The following is a 17,968-nucleotide window of genomic DNA, read 5'->3' as shown; positions in this document are numbered from 1 at the left end:
CCCAATTCGGATACATACGGCGCGCTCGTGCCGATCTACGGGACCGTCGTCACGTCGATCATCGCGCTCGTCATCGCGGTGCCCGTGAGCTTCGGCATCGCGCTCTTTCTCACCGAGCTCGCGCCCGTCTGGCTGCGCCGGCCGCTCGGCGTCGCGATCGAACTGCTCGCCGCGATCCCGTCGATCGTCTACGGGATGTGGGGGCTCCTCGTGTTCGCGCCGATCTTCGCGACGTATTTCCAGAAGCCCATCGGCGCGCTGCTGAGCCCGATTCCGGTCATCGGCGCGCTGTTCCAGGGCCGCCGATCGGCATCGGCATCCTGTCCGCCGGCGTGATTCTCGCGATCATGATCATTCCGTACATCGCATCGGTGATGCGCGACGTGTTCGAGGTGACGCCCGTGCTGCTGAAGGAGTCCGCATACGGCATCGGCTGCACGACCTGGGAAGTGATGTGGAAGATCGTGCTGCCCTACACGAAGACGGGCGTGATCGGCGGCGTGATGCTCGGCCTCGGCCGCGCGCTCGGCGAGACGATGGCCGTCACGTTCGTGATCGGCAATACGAACCTGCTCGACAACGTGTCGCTGTACTCGCCCGGCAACAGCATCACGTCGGCGCTCGCGAACGAATTCGCCGAAGCGGCGCCGGGGCTGCACACGTCCGCGCTCATGGAGCTCGGCCTGATCCTGTTCGTGATCACGTTCATCGTGCTCGCGATCTCGAAGCTGATGCTGCTGCGCCTCGAACGCGGGGAGGGCCGCAAATGAGCGCGCCGATCGTCAACATGCCGGGTCCGGACGGCGCCGTGCTCGACGCGATGCGCGCGCGATTGCAGCGCCGCCGCAAGGCGACCAACGTGATCGCGCTGACCGCGTCGCTCGCCGCGATGGCGTTCGGCCTGCTCTGGCTCGTCTGGATTCTCTACACGACGCTGCATCTGGGGATCGACGGGCTGTCGCTCACGCTCTTCAGCGAATCGACGCCGCCGCCCAACACGGCGGGCGGCGGGCTCGCGAACGCGATCGTCGGCAGCCTGCTGCTCGTCGCGCTTGCGACGTTCGTCGGCACGCCGATCGGCATTCTCGCGGGCGTCTATCTCGCCGAGTACGGCCAGAAGAGCTGGCTCGCGAGCGTGATGCGCTTCATCAACGACATCCTGCTGTCGGCGCCGTCGATCGTCGTCGGTCTGTTCGTGTACGCGCTCGTCGTCGCGAAATCCGGCCACTTCAGCGGCTGGGCGGGCGTGATCGCGCTCGCGCTGCTGCAGATCCCGATCGTGATCCGCACGACCGAGAACATGCTGAAGCTCGTGCCGAATGCGCTGCGCGAGGCTGCCTTCGCGCTCGGCACGCCGAAGTGGCGGATGATCCTGAAGATCACGCTGCGCGCGTCGGTGGGCGGGATCATCACGGGCGTGCTGCTCGCGGTCGCGCGGATTGCCGGCGAAACCGCGCCGCTCCTCTTCACCGCGCTGTCGAACCAGTTCTTCTCGGTCGACATGAACCAGCCGATGGCGAACCTGCCCGTCACGATCTTCAAGTTCGCGATGAGCCCGTTTGCGGAATGGCAGTCGCTCGCATGGGCGGGCGTGTTCCTGATTACGCTCGGGGTGCTGGGACTCAATATCCTCGCGCGCTCGGTCTTCTCGAAAAAGTAACGGCGGAGCAATCCGATGAACATGGCAGAAAGCCACCTCGATCCCTCGAAACTCGCCACGGGTCCGGCCGGCGTCGGCGCGGCGGCGGGGCAGCGTCCGCTCGCGCCGCTCAACGCGAAGATCGAAGTCAAGAACCTGAACTTCTTCTACAACAATTTCCACGCGCTGAAGAACATCAACCTGAGCATTCCCGAGGGGAAGGTGACGGCGTTCATCGGCCCGTCGGGCTGCGGCAAGTCGACGCTCCTGCGCACGTTCAACAAGATGTACGCGCTCTACCCGGAGCAGCGCGCGGAAGGCGAGATCGTGATGGACGGCGAGAACCTGCTGCAGTCGAAGCTCGACATCTCGCTCTTGCGCGCGCGCATCGGCATGGTGTTCCAGAAGCCGACGCCGTTCCCGATGTCGATCTACGACAACATCGCGTTCGGCGTGAAGATGTTCGAGCGGCTTACGCGCTCGGAGATGGACGACCGCGTCGAATGGGCGCTCACGAAGGCGGCGCTCTGGAACGAAGTGAAGGACAAGCTGGGCCAGAGCGGCTACGGCCTGTCGGGCGGCCAGCAGCAGCGTCTTTGCATCGCGCGCGGCATCGCGATCCGGCCCGAGGTGCTGCTCCTCGACGAGCCGTGCTCGGCGCTCGATCCGATCTCGACGGGCCGCATCGAAGAGCTGATCGCGGAGCTCAAGAGCGACTACACGGTCGTCATCGTCACGCACAACATGCAGCAGGCGGCGCGCTGCTCGGACTACACCGCGTACATGTATCTCGGTGAGCTGATCGAGTTCGGCGAAACGGAGAAGATCTTCATCAAGCCGGTGCGCAAGGAAACGGAAGACTACATCACGGGCCGCTTCGGCTGACCGGGTGACGGAGGGCAACAATGTCGGATAAACATCTGTCGAGCCAGTTCGACGCCGATCTCAACGCGGTGTCGTCGAAGGTGCTCGAAATGGGCGGCCTCGTCGAGGCGCAGATCACCGAAGCGATGCATGCGCTGAACGAGTTCGACCGCAACGCGGCCGAGCGCGTGATCGAGACGGAGGAGCGCCTCAATCACATGGAAGTCGAGATCGACGAGGAGTGCGGCAACATCATCGCGCGCCGGCAGCCGGCCGCACGCGACCTGCGTCTCCTGATGTCGATCTCGAAGACGATCACGAACCTCGAGCGCGGGCGACGAGGCCGAGAAGATCGCGAAGCGCGTGCGCCGTCTCGTCGACGAGCCCGCCGCGCGCGGCGTGAACATCGCCGAGATCAAGGTGTCGGGCGACATGGCGGTCACGATCCTGCGCCGCGCGCTCGATGCGTTCGCGCGCCTCGATACCGTCGCCGCCGCGCAGATCGTCAAGGACGACAAGGAGATCGACCAGGAATTCCGTGCGTTCGTGCGCAAGCTCGTATCGTACATGCAGGAAGATCCGCGGACGATCTCGGTCGGCCTCGATTATCTGTTCATCGCGAAGGCGATCGAGCGGATCGGCGATCACGCGAAGAACATCGCCGAATTCATCATCTACATCGTGAAGGGCACCGACGTGCGGCACCAGCCGCGCGACCTGCTCGATCGCGAAGCCAATAGCTAACTGCCGACAAGGACGGACCGAGGTGCCGATGCCCAGCAACATTCTCGTCATCGAAGATGAGCCCGCGATTTCCGAATTGATTTCGGTGAACCTGCAACACGCGGGACATTGCCCGATTCGCGCTTACAACGCGGAGCAGGCGCAGAGCCTGATCAGCGACGTGCTGCCCGATCTGGTGCTGCTCGACTGGATGCTGCCGGGCAAGTCGGGCATCGCATTCGCGCGCGACCTGCGCAACAACGAGCGCACGAAGCACATCCCGATCATCATGCTGACCGCGCGCGGCGACGAGCAGGACAAGGTGCTCGGCCTCGAGATCGGCGCGGACGACTACGTGACGAAGCCGTTCTCGCCGAAGGAGCTGATGGCGCGGATCAAGGCAGTGCTGCGGCGTCGCGCGCCGCAACTGACCGAGGACGTCGTGTCGATCAACGGGCTGCGGCTCGACCCGGCGACGCATCGCGTCGCCGCGCAGGGGGACGGCAGCGAGATCAAGCTCGATCTCGGCCCGACAGAGTTCCGCCTGCTGCATTTCTTCATGACCCATCCGGAGCGCGTCCACAGCCGCACGCAGTTGCTCGACCAGGTCTGGGGCGACCACGTGTTCGTCGAGGAGCGCACGGTCGACGTGCACATCAAGCGGCTGCGCGCCGCGCTCAAGCCGGCCGGCTGCGATGCTATGATCGAAACCGTGCGCGGCAGCGGCTACCGGCTCGCGAAACACGCGTAACGGGCGCGCGGCGCGAGGGAGCCGCGCCGCAGCGTGCCATCGTTTTCCTCTTTCGTCGGGCGCCGTATCATGAACATCATCTGGGCGCGCTTTCTGGTGTCGCTCGTCTTGCTCGCGCTCGTCAGCGCGATCATCGGCGCAATCGCGGGCCCCGTGCCGGGCCTCGTTTTCGCGCTCGCGATGCTCGTCGTGCAGGGCTTCGTCAGCACGTTTCACACGCAGCGCCTCTGGCGCCTGCTCGATGCGCCCGTCTACGGAGAAGTGCCGAGCGCGCCGGGCATCTGGGGCGAGATCTATTACCGGCTGCACAAGCTCGCGAAGCAATGGCACGCGCAGGTGCGCCAGGTCGAGCAGCAGCATTCGCGCTTCATCCAGGCGATCCAGGCGTCGCCGAACGGCGTCGCGATGCTCGACGACCGCGATCAGATCGAGTGGTGCAACGCGATCGCCGAAGTGCACTTCGGACTCGACACGAAGCGCGACCTGCGCCAGCACATCACGCATCTCGTCCGCCATCCGGATTTCGTCCGCTACCTGAACGGCCAGCATTACGACGAGACGCTCGTGATGCGCGGCATGGGCGGCAACCGGCAGAACGTGCTCGCCGTGCAGGTGTTTCCATACGGCGAGAATCGCAAGCTGCTGCTCACGCAGGACATCACCGAGCTCGAGCGCACCGACGCGATGCGGCGCGACTTCGTCGCGAACGTGTCGCACGAGCTGAAGACGCCGCTCACCGTGCTGTCGGGCTTTCTCGAGACGATGCGCGAGCTGCCGCTGTCCGACGACGAGCGCGCGCGCTATCTGGAGCTGATGGAGCAGCAGGCGTCGCGGATGCGGCACATCGTCACCGATCTGCTCGTGCTCGCGAAGCTCGAGGGCGAAGGCAAGCCGCCTGCCGATCGCGCGGTCGACATGCGCACGGTGCTCGATCACCTGAAGGACGATGCGCAGACGCTGTCGAACGGGCATCACGAGATCACGTTCAAGGTCGACGAGACGCTCGCGGTGACGGGCGCGCAGACCGAGATCTTCAGCGCGCTCGGCAATCTCGTGACGAATGCGATCCGCTATACGCCGGAGGGCGGGACGATTCGCGTCGAATGGCGGCGTGACGGCGCGCAGGCGGTGTTCTCGGTCACGGACAGCGGGCTCGGCATCCCGGTCGCCGATCTGCCGCGGCTCACCGAGCGGTTCTACCGCGTCGATCGCAGCCGCTCGCGCGACACGGGCGGCACGGGGCTCGGGCTCGCGATCGTCAAGCACGTGCTGCAACGGCACGATGCGCAACTGGCGATCCAGAGCGAGGAAGGGCGCGGCAGCACGTTTGCCGCGCGCTTTCCCGCGCATCGGACGATCAGCCGGCGGCATGCGGCGTGACGTGACGCGCGTGCGGCGCGGTGCGCTCGACGCCTGCGCCGCGCCGGAGGGTGTCGTGCTTCTCCGTCAACGGTTTTCGACTCGGCGGAAAACGCGCCGCGCCGCCGCCGTCAGCAGAATTTCGCGAGGAGCCCGAGCTGTGCGTTGCGCGGCGCCTTGCCCGCGCGGCGGCGGCGATAGTGGCCGTCGCTCTGCATGAGCCACGCGGACTGGTTGTCGCCGAGGAACACCGACAGCCCTTCTGCGATCACGCGGCGCTTCAACTTGCGCTCGCGCACCGGGAACGCGACTTCGACACGACGGAACAGATTCCGATCCATCCAGTCGGCGCTCGACAGATAGACGAGCTCTTCACCGTCCGCGTGGAAGTAATAGATCCGATGGTGCTCGAGAAAGCGCCCGACGATCGAGCGCACCGTGATGTTCTCCGACAGCCCCGGCACGCCGGGCTGCAGCGCGCAGACGCCGCGCACGATCAGGTCGACCTTCACGCCGGCTTGCGACGCCTCGTAGAGCTCGGCGATCACGGTCGGCTCGAGCAGCGCGTTCATCTTCGCCACGATCCGTGCCCGCTTGCCGGCGCGCGCGTTCCCGGCTTCCGCGCGGATGTGCTCGATCAGCCGCGGGTGCAGCGTGAACGGCGATTGCCACATCTCGTGCAGCTTCAGCTCGCCGCCGATGCCCGTCAATTGCTGGAACACGTGATGCACGTCCTCGCAGATCGTGGGCTCCGACGTCATCAATCCGAAGTCGGTGTAGACGCGCGCGGTGCGTGGATGATAGTTGCCGGTGCCGAGGTGCGCGTAGCGGCGCAGCATTGATTTGCCGCCTTGCGTCACGCGGCGCACGATCAGCATCATCTTCGCGTGGCACTTGTGGCCGACGACGCCGTACACGACGTGCGCGCCCACCGATTCGAGCTGCGCGGCCCAGTTGATGTTCGTCTCCTCGTCGAAGCGCGCGAGCAGCTCGACCACGACCGTCACTTCCTTGCCGTTGCGCGCGGCTTCCATCAGCGCGTCCATCAGCGGCGAATCGGTGCCCGTGCGGTAGATCGTCTGCTTGATCGCGACGACGCTCGGGTCCCGCGCCGCCTGCTGCAGCAGTTCGAGCACCGGCTGGAAGCTCTCGTATGGGTGGTGCAGCAGGATGTCGCCGCGATCGATCGCGTCGAACATCGACGGCGCGTTCGCGACCGCGGGCGGGATCGCCGGCAGGAATGGCGTGAACTTGAGCTCGGGCAGGTCGACGAGATCCGGCAACTGCATCAGCCGCACGAGATTGACGGGGCCGTCGACGCGATAGCAATCCTTCTCGGTCAGGCCGCTTTCGTCGAGCAGGCGCCGCACGAGATGCGGCGGCGTGTCGGCCGACACCTCGAGCCGCACCGCATTGCCGAGATGGCGCGCGGGCAGCTCGCCCTGCAGCGCGACGCGCAGGTTCGTGATTTCGTCCTCGTCGACGAAGAGCTCGCTGTTGCGCGTGATCCGAAACTGGTTGCAGCTCTTGACGACGAGCTTCGGAAACAGCTCGCCGACGAAGCGCTGCATCAGCGAGCTCAGCAGCACGAAGCCGTGCTGAAAGCCCGACAGTTCCTGCGGCACGCGCACGAGGCGCGGCAGCGCGCGCGGCGCCTGCACGATGCCCATCACCGCCTGACGGCCGAACGCGTCGCGGCCTTCGAGCTCGATCACGAAGTTCAGGCTCTTGTTCAGCACGCGCGGGAACGGATGCGCGGGATCGAGGCCGATCGGCGTGAGAACGGGCAGCAGCTCGTCGAAGAAATAGCGGCGCGCCCATTCGATCTGCGCGTCGCTCCATGTCTCGGTGCCGTGAAAATAGATGCCTTCCTGTTCGAGCGCGGGCAGGATCGTTTCGTGCAGCATCGTGTACTGCCGGTGCACGAGCCGCTGCGCGCGCTCGACGACGAGGTCGTACACATGCTGCAGCGACATGCCGTCCGGCGCGAGCGCGCCCGGATTGTCGCGCATCTGCTCCTGAAGGCCGGCCATCCGGACTTCGAAGAATTCGTCGAGGTTGCTGCTCGTGATGCAGATGAAGCGCAGGCGTTCGAGGAGCGGGACGTGCGGATCGGCGGCTTGGGCGAGCACGCGCTCGTTGAAGCCGAGGATGCCGAGCTCGCGATTCAGAAGCGGATAACGAAGGGACATCGGCAGAGAATACGGAAGGTCAGGCGCAGACTCGAAAGGTCGCTCGGAAATTCTCACGGTGCGATGACGTGCTGATGACAGTTTGATGTTTATCGGCAAATCATACGCTCGAAAACCTGGGATTTCATAAAAGCGTCCTCTGGATACAATGAAAGCATGTGTCGGCCGGCTCGCGGCCGACACCGGAAGGCGCGCAGCGCTTAAAATGGCGCCTTTGATCTTTTCGGTACGCGCAGCATCGCCTGCGCGCACCAGGCGAGAACGGAGCCCCCTCGATGGTTACATCCCCGCATCTACTGGCTGCCGTCGATCTCGGCTCGAACAGCTTCCGGCTCATTGTCGGGCGCGTCGAGGAGACGCCCGCCGGCAGCCAGATCTATCCCGTCGACGCGCTGCGCGAGCCCGTGCGGCTCGCGGCGGGCCTGTCCCGCGACAAGATGCTCGATCGCGCGTCGCAGGAGCGCGGGTGGGAGGCGCTCAAGCGCTTCGGCGAGCGGTTGCGCGATTTTCATCCCGATCACGTGCGCGCGGTCGCGACCAATACGCTGCGGGTCGCGAAGAACGCCGGCGAGTTTCTCGCCGAGGCGGAGGCGGCGCTCGGCTTTCCGATCGAGGTGATCGCGGGCCGCGAGGAAGCGCGCCTCATCTATGCGGGCGCCGCGCACTCGGTGCCGGCGAACACCGGCAAGCGGCTCGTCGTCGACATCGGCGGCGGCTCGACCGAGTTCATCATCGGCCAGCACTACATGCCGCTCGTGATGGAGAGCCTCTACATTGGCTGCGTGAGTCACAGCCGCGCGTTCTTTCCGGCCGGCAACGTGGACGAATACACGATGCGCCAGGCCGAGCTCGCCGCGAAGCGCGAAATCCAGATCATTTCCGGCGAATACAAGAAGGCGGGGTGGGATCAGGCGATCGGCTCGTCCGGCACCGCGCGCGCGCTCGCGGAGCTCGTCGAGGCGAACGGCTTCAACGACGCGGGCGTGTCGCACGGCATCTCGCGCGGCGGGCTCGAGCGCCTGAAGCGCGCGCTCATCAAGGCCGAGAACGTGAACCGGCTGAAGCTCGTCGCGCTGAAGCCCGATCGCGTGCCGGTGCTCGCGGGCGGCCTGTCGATCATGCTCGCGGTGTTCGAGGAGCTCGGCATCGACTACGTCGACACGACGGACGGCGCGCTGCGCCTGGGCGTGCTGTACGACCTGCTCGGCCGCACGCAGCACGAGGACATGCGCGCGGTGACGGTCGACGGCTTCACGCGCCGCTACGGCGTCGATCGCGCGCAGGCGGCGCGCATCGGCGCGCTCGCCGCGCGTTTCTACGACCAGCTCGACGAGCCCGAAGGCGAGGCTCGCGACGAAAGCCGCACGTTCCTCGGCTGGGCGGCCGCGTTGCACGAGATCGGGCTGTCGATTTCGCACAGCGCGTACCACAAGCATTCGGCGTACATCGCGAGCAACGCCGACATGCCGGGTTTCTCGCGCACCGACCAGGCGCGGCTCGCCGCGCTCGTGCTCGGGCACGCGGGCAAGCTCGGCAAGCTGTCGCAGTCGCGCGAAGTCGAATGGCCGCTGCTGTTCTGCCTGCGCCTCGCGTCGCTGCTGTGCCGGCGCCGGAACGACGCCGGCCTGCCCGACATCAGCGTCGCGCAGATGAAAAAGGGCGGCTACGAGGTGCACCTGCCGAGCGCGTGGGTCCAGCAGAATCCGCTCACCGACTACAGCCTCAGTCAGGAGGCTGCCGAGTGGGAGAAGGTCGGCATTCCGTATCGCGTCGTCTATACGGGCGCGTGATCCGGTTGTGCCGCCCGCGCATTGGGCTGTCGGCCGTCGTATGCCGGCGCGCTCACGGCGACGTGCAGACGATCGCCGTCAGAAACGGAAACGCATCCTTGACGACCGCCCGGCTGCCCGCCTCGCGCACCTTCGCCTCCACCGCTTGCATCGAGCCCCGGACGACGACGCCATATGCCCAGTCGCCGATCGGCTCGCCGTCGCCATGCGTGAAGAGCGGGTCGTTCTCCTGATAGCCGAGCACGACGTAGATCGGGAAACCGTAGGCGGTCAGCGAACGGTTCGTGCGGAACGCATTCATCGAGTTCGCTTCGACGTGCATCGGCTGCGAGCGGATCGCGCCGCTGGCGACGAGCCGCGCGACGAACGCGTGCCTGTCGATGAGCAGTCGAGTGCGGCGTCGAGCGCTTGTGAATCGGCGTACGGACGACGCGGTCGCAAGCGTCGCAATCGGACGACGACGCGGCAACTGGTTCCGCTCATACGCAACGAAAACTGGGCATTCGACGAAAACGGCCTGATGGCGCATCGCCATGCATGCATCAACGACATGCCGATCCGCGAAGCGGATCGCCTGTTCCACTGGCCGCTCGGCCGCCGGCCCGATGACCATCCGGGCCTGTCGGATCTCGGGCTCTGATCGGCGGAGGGTTGCGTAAAGCATCGCGCCGCCTGCAACGGCGAAGCGCTGTTTCGCCGTGCATCACGGTTGCCGGCGCACCGATCTGCAGCGCGAGCGCCGTGCCCTTGTCGAGCGGGCCCGCGACGATCAGCGGCGCGCTGCGCTCGTGCATCGAATGCAGATCGAGCAGCCAGTCGACCTCGTCGACGAACGGCCGGATCGCGCGCGCACGATCGAGTTCGACCGAGTGCTTCGACAGATCGTCGAGCACGGCGGGCGTCCACACGCGACAGCAACGCATCGACGACGATCGCGCCGCACGCTTCGTTGCCGTGCGTGAGCGCGTTGATCATCACGTGCGGGCCGGGCACGCCCGAATCGAAGCGATGCACGTAATCGACGCCGGCGTTGCCGATGCGATGCGCATCGAGGTCCGGAAAGTCGACCTCGATCGAATAGTGAGGAAATACGGGAGCCGATTCGGCCATGGTGAGCTTTTTCGGGAGTCGGGGAAAATGCCGCGCGCCTTTACGTCGGAAGCGCGTCGTCGTCGCTGTTGTCGGCGGCTTCGGCGATCACGTCGAACGCGGGCGATCAGCGACCAGCCGAGCAGCCGATCAGCCGAGCAGGTGCGCGACGATCGCGTCGCCCACTTCGCTCGTCGATGCCTGGCCGCCCATGTCGCGCGTGCGCGGGCCGTGCTTCAGCACGTGCTCGATCGCGGCGACGATCGCATCATGCGCCTCACGGGCGGGGCCGCGCCCTCGCCGAGGAAATCGACCATCATCGCGGCCGACCAGATCATCGCGATCGGGTTCGCCACGTGCTTGCCCGCGATGTCCGGCGCGGAGCCGTGCACCGGCTCGAACAGCGACGGAAACCGGCGCTCCGGGTTCAGGTTCGCCGACGGCGCGATGCCGATCGTACCGGTGCATGCGGGGCCGAGATCGGACAGGATGTCGCCGAACAGGTTCGACGCGACGACGACGTCGAAGCGCTCCGGCTGCATCACGAAGCGCGCGCACAGGATGTCGATGTGCTGCTTGTCCCACGCGACGTCCGGATAGCGCGCGGCCATCTCGGCGGCGCGCGCGTCCCACCACGGCATGCTGATCGCGATGCCGTTGCTCTTCGTCGCGACGGTGAGCTGCTTCGCGCGGCGCTGCGCGAGCTCGAACGCGAACTTCATCACGCGTTCGGTGCCGTGCCGCGTGAACACCGCCTGCTGGACGACGAACTCGCGATCGGTGCCCTCGAACATCGCGCCGCCGACGGCCGAGTATTCGCCCTCGGTGTTCTCGCGCACGATCATGAAATCGATGTCGCCCGCCTGGCGGCCGGCGAGCGGGCACGGCACGCCGTCGAACAGGCGCGCGGGACGCAGGTTCACGTATTGATCGAACTCGCGCCGGAATTTGATCAGCGATCCCCACAGCGAAACGTGATCGGGCACCGTCTCGGGCCAGCCCACCGCGCCGAACAGCAGCGCGTCCATGCCGGAAAGTTGCGTCTTCCAGTCGTCCGGCATCATCTGACCGTGCTTCGCGTAGTAGTCGCAGCTTGCCCATTCGATCGGTTCGTATTCGAAGCGCAGGCCGAAGCGGCGGCTCACCGCGTCGAGCGCGCGCAGCCCTTCGGGCATCACTTCCACGCCGATCCCGTCGCCGGGGATGACGGCGATCTTGTACACCTTGTCGCTCATGCTGGCTTCCTCATCTCGTGTCCTGCCGCGCGCATCGGCCGAGCCGGGCGCGCGCGGCATCAAGGAGGCGATCGCGCGGGGCTTGCGCGATCGTCGATCCATGCATTCTATTTATTTCTGGAAGGATTAAAATCGGCCATTCGGTTAATCGACTTTCCACGCATCGTGAACAATTCCCCGAACCTCGATGACCTGCGCGTGTTCAGCGTCGTCGTGCGGCTCGCGAGCTTCAGCGCGGCCGCCGAGCAGCTCGCGGTGTCGCCCGCGTACGTCAGCAAGCGCGTCGCGCTGCTCGAAAAGCAACTCGGCACGCGGCTCCTGCATCGCTCGACGCGCCGCGTCGCGGTGACGGAAGCGGGCGAGCGCGTCTATGCATGGACCGAGAAGATCCTCGACGACGTCGACCATCTCGTCGAAGACGTGTCGACCACTCGCAGCGTGCCGCGCGGCACGCTGCGGATTTCGAGCAGCTTCGGCTTCGGCCGGCACGTGCTCGCGCCGCGCTGCTCGACTTCAACGAACGCTATCCGCAACTGAACGTGCGGCTCGATCTGTTCGACCGGCTCGTCGATGTGGCGGGCGAAGGCTTCGACCTCGACATCCGGATCGGCGACGAAATTGCCGATCACCTGATCGCGAAGCGGCTCGCGACGAACTACCGGGTGCTGTGCGCGTCGCCCGGCTATCTCGCGCGACACGGCACGCCGCGCCAGCTCGCGGATCTCGCCGCGCATCAGTGCCTCGCGATCAAGGAGCGCGATCATCCGTTCGGCGTATGGCGGCTCACGGTGCGCGGCGAGACGTCGACAGTGAAGGTTGGCGGCGCGCTGTCGACGAATCACGGCGAGGTCGCCGTGCAGTGGGCGCTCGCCGGCGCGGGATCGTGCTGCGCTCGATCTGGGGCGGGGCCGCTGCTTGCGAGCGGCAAGCTCAAGCGCGTGCTGCCGGACGCGCTCCAGCCGGCGAACATGTGGGCCGTGTATCCGGCGCGGCTCGCGGCGTCGGCGAAGGTGCGCGTGTGCGTCGATTTTCTCGCGGACGCGTTCGCGCACCTGAACGAGCGCGCGAACGGCGGATAATCGTTTGGTGAGTGTATCTGCAACTAACTGCCCATCCCGGAGGAACCCGCAATGGACTCGTTGTCGAAGCGCGTGCTCGGCGCGCAGGCGCGTTTCGTCGCGGCGCTCGCCGTGCTGATCTTCGCGTCGGCGGGCTCGCTGCGTTACTGGCAGGGCTGGATCTACTGGCTCGTGTTCTCCGGCGCGACGACCTGGCTCGCGCTCCATTTCCTCAAGCACGATCCGGCGCTCGTCGAGAGCCGGATGCGCGTCGGCGTGCGAGCGGAGCGCGAGCTCAGCCAGAAGATCATCGTCGGCGTCGTGAGCGTGGCGAGCGTCGGGCTCGTCGTCGCGATGGGCGCCGAATGGCGCGTCGCGCACACGCCGGTCGACTGGCGCTCGGTCGCACTCGGCAATGCACTCGTGATCGCGGGCTTCGCGATCTGCTTTGCGGTGCTGCGCGCGAATCGCTTCGCGTCGAGCACCGTCGAGGTGACGCGCGATCAGACAGTGATCTCGTCCGGCCCGTATCGTCTCGTCCGCCACCCGATGTATTCCGGCGCAATGGTGATATTTTTCGGGAGCCCGATCGCCGCTCAATCGACATGGGCCTGGCCGTTCGCCGCGGTGCTCGCTGCAGGCGTCGTCGTGCGGCTCGTCGACGAGGAACGCTATCTGAGCGCGCATCTCGACGGCTATCGCGCGTACTGCGAGCGCGTGCGCTGGCGGCTCGTGCCGCGCGTCTGGTGATGCCGCCAAGCCCGCCGACGGCGCTTGCTCTACCTCGAAGGGCGCGTGACGATCTGACGAACGACGGCGGCGCGGCCGCGCATGCTGCCGCCGTCCGGTCCGGCGGCTTGAAGAAACAACCGTCGACGCTCGCTCCGCGAACGCGCCGGCCGCCCGCGTCGACACGTTTTCCACCCAAAGGTGAGATTTTTCGGGAGCTGCCGCGAAGGTGTCCGAAACCCGTCCGGACCCCGCCGGCGGCTCGCCGATCGTCCATGAAACCGGGCGCGCGGCCGGATCGAGCCTGCGGCGATACAGGCGGCATTCGCCGCACTCACAGGCGCTGTCGCTTCGCGAGCGTCAGCACGCGCTCCCAGCGCAGCGCGTCGCGCTTGCCGTCCATCGGCAGCGTCCACTCGGCGCGGCGCTCGTCGCGCACGGCGACGACGAGATACCAGCGGCCATCGAGCGCCTGCGCGCGGCAGCCGCTCAGATCCGTGAGCGTGTAGCGGCCGTCGGCGCCGTCCTGCGACAGCCACAGCAGCCCCTTCGTCGCCGAGACGCGCAGGTCGCCCCATGCGCGTTGCAGCACGTGCGTCCAGCCGTCTTCGCGCGCGTTCGGCGCGATGTCGCGCCGCCGCCGGACCCAGCGCGCGATCACCGCCGCGGTCGCGCCGGCCGCGACGGCGGCGGCGCCGATCGCAACGGCGTCGCCGAAGCGCGCGGCGATCGCGTGAAACGTATGGACTGCGCCCCAGATCAATGCGACGAACGCGAACAGAACGACGAATATCGGCATGGCGAAGCGGGAAATGGCAAAACGGGAAATGTCGAAACGAAACGCACGGCCGGCGCGCGCCGGCCGCGAGCGGCGAGCTTTACCGAATCCGGTGAATGTCGTGCGTGACGAAGCCTGCGTCGTTGTCCGGCAGCGCGAGGCCGTTCTTCACCGCGAGCGTCTTGCGGATGTCCGCGAGGCCCGCGGTCCAGTGATCGCGCATCGTCGACGCGCCGAACTGATAGTCCTTGTAGTGCTGCTCGTAAGCCTTCTGCTGATAGATCAGATGCTGGACGTTGTAGCGCTTGCTGCACGACAGCGTCTCGGCCTGCTGGCACCACGGATCGCTCTCGCGGATCGCTTCGGGCACCTGATCGAGCACGCGGCGCAGCACGTTGCGAAAGCGCTGCTCGCGCTGCAGCGTATCGGTAACGAAGCGCGTGCGGCTCGAATACTGAACGTCCTTCGTGCGCTCCGTCACTTCGTTCATCGATTCGGGCAACGGCCCGCGCGCGCTCCACAGGTCGACCTGGAACGCGAGCGTGTCGCGGCGCGGCGACGCGCGCAGCACCTCCATCAGCGGCGTGTTCGACACGATGCCGCCGTCCCAGTAGAACTCGCCGTCGATCTCGACGGGCGGAAACGCCGGCGGCAGCGCGCCCGACGCCATGAAGTGCTCGGGACGCAGCGTCGTCTTCGTGTTGTCGAAGTAGATGAAGTTGCCCGTGCCGACGTTCACCGCGCCGACCGACACGCGCGTCTCGCCCGAATTGATCCGCTCGAAGTCGCACAGCTTGAGCAGCGTCGCGCGCAGCGCGGACGTGTCGTAATAGCTGACCTTCTCCGGCGGATGCGCCGAGCCCGGCAGCGGCGGCGGGAAGCGCGGCACGAAGAAGCCGCGCTGTCCCTGCACGACCGCGCTCGCCGCCTGGCTCGCGGTGAAGAACGTGCGCACGTATTCGTGGCTGTTGAAGAGCGCGGCCTCGAACATCGCCGGCAGCGCGGGAAAGAACGCGGGCTGGCAGATCGTGTTCCAGAACTCGCGCAGCCGCTCGACGCGCCGCTCGGGCGGATTGCCGGCGATCAGCGCGGTGTTCAGCGCGCCGATCGAGATGCCGGCGATCCAGTCGAGCGGAATGCCCGCTTCGTGCAGCCCCTCGAACACGCCCGCCTGATATGCGCCGAGCGCGCCGCCGCCTTGCAGCACGAGCGCGATCGTTTCGTACGGCAGATCGTGGAACGGCGTGGGCGCATGCTCGAGCGCGTGCGGCGCGCCTGCTTCGTTGTGCAGGTCCGCCGGATCGACCGCCTGCTTCTCGGTGCGGGCGCGCGGCTTCATTGCATGAACCAGCCGTGGCTGACGACGAACGACTGGCCGGTCAGCGCCGCGCTCGGGAACGCCGACAGGAACAGCACCGTCTTCGCGACGTCCTCGACCGTCGTGAACACGCCGTCCACCGTCTGGCCGAGCATCACCTTCTTCACCACGTCCTCTTCGCTGATCCCCAGCTCCTTCGCCTGCTCCGGAATCTGCTTGTCGACGAGCGGCGTGCGCACGAAGCCCGGACACACGACATGCGAGCGCACGTTGTGCTTCGCGCCTTCCTTCGCCAGCACGCGCGCGAGGCCCAGCAGCCCGTGCTTGGCCGTCACGTACGCCGACTTCAGCGGCGACGCCTCGTGCGAGTGCACCGAGCCCATGTAGATCACCACGCCGCCGCGATCGTCCTTGTACATGTGCTTGAGCGCGGCCTTCGTCGTCAGGAACGCGCCGTCGACGTGGATCGCCTGCATCTTCTTCCAGTCGGCGAACGCGTAGTTCTCGATCGGATTGACGATCTGGATGCCCGCGTTCGACACGAGGATGTCGACCGAGCCGAACGTCTCGGCCACCTTGTCGATGCCGGCGTTGACCGCGTCCTCGTTGGTCACGTCCATCGCGACGCCGATCGCCTGGCCGCCCGCCTGCCTGATCTGCCCGGCCACCGCGTTCGCGCCGTCCTGATTCAGGTCGGCGATCGCCACCGCCGCGCCCGCGCGCGCGAGCTCCAGCGCGATTTCCTTGCCGATGCCGCTTGCTGCGCCCGTCACGACGGCGGTCTTGCCATTCAGATTGCTCATGATCGAATTCCTGTCGAGAAAGTGATAGGGAACGAAGAGGCTCGCGTTACTGCGCGAGGTAATCGTAGACGACTTCGCCGAGGCCGAGTGTCAAATCGGCGAGCAGGTGCCGCGCTTCGACGATCTCGAGCACCGGCAGATCGGCGACGGGCGCGAGCGCATGCGGCGCGAGTTGCAGCGACGCGGGGCCCGTCCACGCGCCTTTCATGCTGATGTCCTGCAGGTAGTAACGCACGAGCTCGCACACGCGCGCCGAGCCGTCGACGTGCGGAATGATCTTCAGCAGGAAGTTCGCGCCGCCGAGGCGCTTCGCCTGCTCTTCGAGATCGAGCTCCCGGTGCTTGTAGCCCATCGTGCCCGTCGCGACGCGCACGGGGCCGTAGTCGAGCGTGCCGAGCAACGTGTCGATGTGCGTTTCCAGCGTCGGCTGCGCGAGTTTCTTCGGGAATCCCCACAATTCGCGGCCGCCCGCGATCGGCGGGTGATCGTTCAGATACATCGCGAGCGTATAGCCGCCGGCTGGCCCTTGTATTCGACGGGGATCACCTGCCCGCTCTCGGTGTAATCGCCGAAGCCCGTCGAATCGGGCATGCGGATGAATTCGTAATGGACGAGCGGCTCCTTGACCTCGAGCGGTTCCGGCACGATTTCGCGCAGGCGGTCCATGTCGGTGCGATACGTGATGATCAGGAATTCCCGATTGACGAAACGATAAGGGCCCATCGGGAATGCCGGGCTCGTGAGCGGCATCGCGAATGCTTTCGATCGGACTTGGCTTGGCTTCATGCGGACTCCTTGTTGATCGCTTCGTGGTCAGGGTGCCGATATCGTATGCTTCCAGGAATCGATTGTGCGATGCCGCAACTGGAAAAGATTATTGCGGAATTCGCGGCAACGAAATGACAAATATTGACAATGTTGCCGAGGCGGTAACGAACGCGCATCGCGGGTAATGGGAGACAAATCGCTGCCGCGCCGAGTCGCAAAGGTGAGGCTTTTCGGGAGCTTCGGTGAGTATTTGCGGGACCCGTGAAACGAGGGTGAACGCAGGCCGAAAACCGGATGCGGTGACATGCGGCGCGCGCAATTGAACTTTTGGGGCGTGACTGTTCTCGAAGCGTCGCGTTGTTGAAATTGTCGATTTCCCTCTCGATCTCGCGGCGCTTCGGGTTAAGCCTGTCTTAAGCGTGCGCGTCCTAGCATCGTGCGGACCGGTGACCCGGCATCGTTCGATTCGCTACCGTTTCAGTCCCATGCAAAACTTCAATCTCGCCGTCTTTTCCGCGCTCAATGCGGGTCCTCCCCGCATCTCGCCGCCGCACGCTTTGGCGTGTTCGCCGCCGATTGGCTTGTCTTACGCGGTGCCCGCGCTGCTGTTGCTGACCTGGGGTGATGGGCGCGCCCCGACGCGCCGCCAGGCGATCGAAGCGGGCGTCGGCGCGTGCATCGCGCTCGCGCTCGCGCAGGTGATCGGCCATTTCTGGTATTCGCCGCGGCCGTTCGTGCTCGCGCGTCGGCGCGCAACTGATTCCGCACGCGCCGGACGGCTCGTTTTCCGAGCGATCACACGACGTTCGTCTGCAGCGTCGCGGTGGGCTGCTGATCGCGCGCGCGACGCGCCCGGCGGGCGTCGCGCTCGC

10 protein-coding genes and 9 pseudogenes are annotated in these 17,968 nt (G+C 66.3%); 11 read left to right on the top strand and 8 right to left on the bottom strand.

All coding sequences use genetic code 11. The features are described 5' to 3' along the window. From pstC to phoR, 6 genes and pseudogenes are all read left to right on the top strand, one after another. Positions 1 to 770, top strand: a pseudogene (gene pstC, locus WT16_RS02350) (phosphate ABC transporter permease PstC); the annotation flags it as partial. Next, the gene (gene pstA, locus WT16_RS02345; protein ID WP_009911933.1) at positions 767 to 1,660 is read left to right on the top strand and encodes a phosphate ABC transporter permease PstA; all 894 of its coding nucleotides are present in this window, start codon (positions 767 to 769) and stop codon (positions 1,658 to 1,660) included. The pseudogene pstC and the gene pstA, both read left to right, overlap by 4 nt. Before the next feature lie 15 nt (positions 1,661 to 1,675). Continuing rightward, positions 1,676 to 2,524: a phosphate ABC transporter ATP-binding protein PstB gene (pstB, locus tag WT16_RS02340; RefSeq protein WP_015602404.1), complete on the top strand. Its 849-nt coding sequence runs from the start codon at positions 1,676 to 1,678 to the stop codon at positions 2,522 to 2,524. A 20-nt stretch (positions 2,525 to 2,544) separates the two neighbouring features. Further along, positions 2,545 to 3,247, top strand: a pseudogene (gene phoU, locus WT16_RS02335) (phosphate signaling complex protein PhoU). A 28-nt stretch (positions 3,248 to 3,275) separates the two neighbouring features. Next, the gene (gene phoB, locus WT16_RS02330; RefSeq protein ID WP_009911934.1) at positions 3,276 to 3,977 is read left to right on the top strand and encodes a phosphate regulon transcriptional regulator PhoB; all 702 of its coding nucleotides are present in this window, start codon (positions 3,276 to 3,278) and stop codon (positions 3,975 to 3,977) included. 69 nt (positions 3,978 to 4,046) lie between these two features. Continuing rightward, positions 4,047 to 5,357: a phosphate regulon sensor histidine kinase PhoR gene (gene phoR, locus WT16_RS02325; protein WP_063532617.1), complete on the top strand. Its 1,311-nt coding sequence runs from the start codon at positions 4,047 to 4,049 to the stop codon at positions 5,355 to 5,357. 110 nt (positions 5,358 to 5,467) lie between these two features. Here phoR and ppk1 read toward each other — a convergent pair whose 3' ends face one another. Further along, on the bottom strand, positions 5,468 to 7,528 hold the full coding sequence (gene ppk1 / locus WT16_RS02320; protein ID WP_006026357.1) for a polyphosphate kinase 1: 2,061 nt from the start codon (positions 7,526 to 7,528) through the stop codon (positions 5,468 to 5,470). 275 nt (positions 7,529 to 7,803) lie between these two features. On the opposite strand from ppk1, the gene ppx reads away from it, so the two are divergent. After that, entirely contained in the window at positions 7,804 to 9,318 is a 1,515-nt protein-coding gene (gene ppx / locus WT16_RS02315; protein WP_006026358.1) for an exopolyphosphatase, read from the top strand. 52 nt (positions 9,319 to 9,370) lie between these two features. Here the strand turns inward: ppx and WT16_RS02310 are convergent. Further along, a pseudogene (locus WT16_RS02310) lies at positions 9,371 to 9,787 on the bottom strand (hypothetical protein). On the opposite strand from WT16_RS02310, the pseudogene WT16_RS02305 reads away from it, so the two are divergent. Further along, positions 9,783 to 9,958: pseudogene (locus WT16_RS02305) on the top strand (DUF1348 family protein); the annotation flags it as partial. The pseudogenes WT16_RS02310 and WT16_RS02305 overlap by 5 nt on opposite strands. A gap of 61 nt (positions 9,959 to 10,019) precedes the next feature. On the opposite strand, the pseudogene WT16_RS29950 reads toward WT16_RS02305, so the two are convergent. Both WT16_RS29950 and WT16_RS02295 read right to left on the bottom strand, forming a co-directional pair. Continuing rightward, positions 10,020 to 10,428 (bottom strand): annotated as a pseudogene (locus WT16_RS29950) (succinylglutamate desuccinylase); the annotation flags it as partial. Positions 10,429 to 10,557: 129 nt separating this feature from the next. After that, positions 10,558 to 11,744 (bottom strand): annotated as a pseudogene (locus WT16_RS02295) (tartrate dehydrogenase). A gap of 63 nt (positions 11,745 to 11,807) precedes the next feature. Here WT16_RS02295 and WT16_RS02290 point away from each other — a divergent pair. Continuing rightward, positions 11,808 to 12,721, top strand: a pseudogene (locus WT16_RS02290) (LysR substrate-binding domain-containing protein). Between the two features lie 51 nt (positions 12,722 to 12,772). After that, on the top strand, positions 12,773 to 13,450 hold the full coding sequence (locus tag WT16_RS02285; RefSeq protein WP_063532625.1) for an isoprenylcysteine carboxylmethyltransferase family protein: 678 nt from the start codon (positions 12,773 to 12,775) through the stop codon (positions 13,448 to 13,450). Between the two features lie 313 nt (positions 13,451 to 13,763). Here WT16_RS02285 and WT16_RS02280 read toward each other — a convergent pair whose 3' ends face one another. The 4 genes and pseudogenes from WT16_RS02280 to WT16_RS02265 form a co-directional block, all read right to left on the bottom strand. After that, on the bottom strand, positions 13,764 to 14,228 hold the full coding sequence (locus tag WT16_RS02280) for a hypothetical protein (protein ID WP_006028373.1): 465 nt from the start codon (positions 14,226 to 14,228) through the stop codon (positions 13,764 to 13,766). A gap of 79 nt (positions 14,229 to 14,307) precedes the next feature. Then, on the bottom strand, positions 14,308 to 15,546 hold the full coding sequence (locus WT16_RS02275) for a patatin-like phospholipase family protein (RefSeq protein ID WP_015604053.1): 1,239 nt from the start codon (positions 15,544 to 15,546) through the stop codon (positions 14,308 to 14,310). Then, a complete protein-coding gene (locus WT16_RS02270) occupies positions 15,543 to 16,328 on the bottom strand; it encodes a 3-hydroxybutyrate dehydrogenase (protein ID WP_006028375.1) in 786 nt (261 codons plus the stop codon). Before WT16_RS02270 ends, WT16_RS02275 begins: the two co-directional genes overlap by 4 nt. A gap of 46 nt (positions 16,329 to 16,374) precedes the next feature. Beyond that, positions 16,375 to 17,114, bottom strand: a pseudogene (locus WT16_RS02265) (acetoacetate decarboxylase). A gap of 467 nt (positions 17,115 to 17,581) precedes the next feature. Between WT16_RS02265 and WT16_RS02260 the strand changes: the two are divergent. Beyond that, positions 17,582 to 17,925, top strand: a pseudogene (locus WT16_RS02260) (undecaprenyl-diphosphatase); the annotation flags it as partial. Positions 17,926 to 17,968: the final 43 nt, after the last annotated feature.

Source organism: Burkholderia sp. MSMB1589WGS, from assembly GCF_001636105.1.
GTDB lineage: Bacteria > Pseudomonadota > Gammaproteobacteria > Burkholderiales > Burkholderiaceae > Burkholderia > Burkholderia humptydooensis.
Note: the sequence above shows the minus strand (reverse complement) of the source record. Positions and strands in the feature narration are given on the sequence as shown.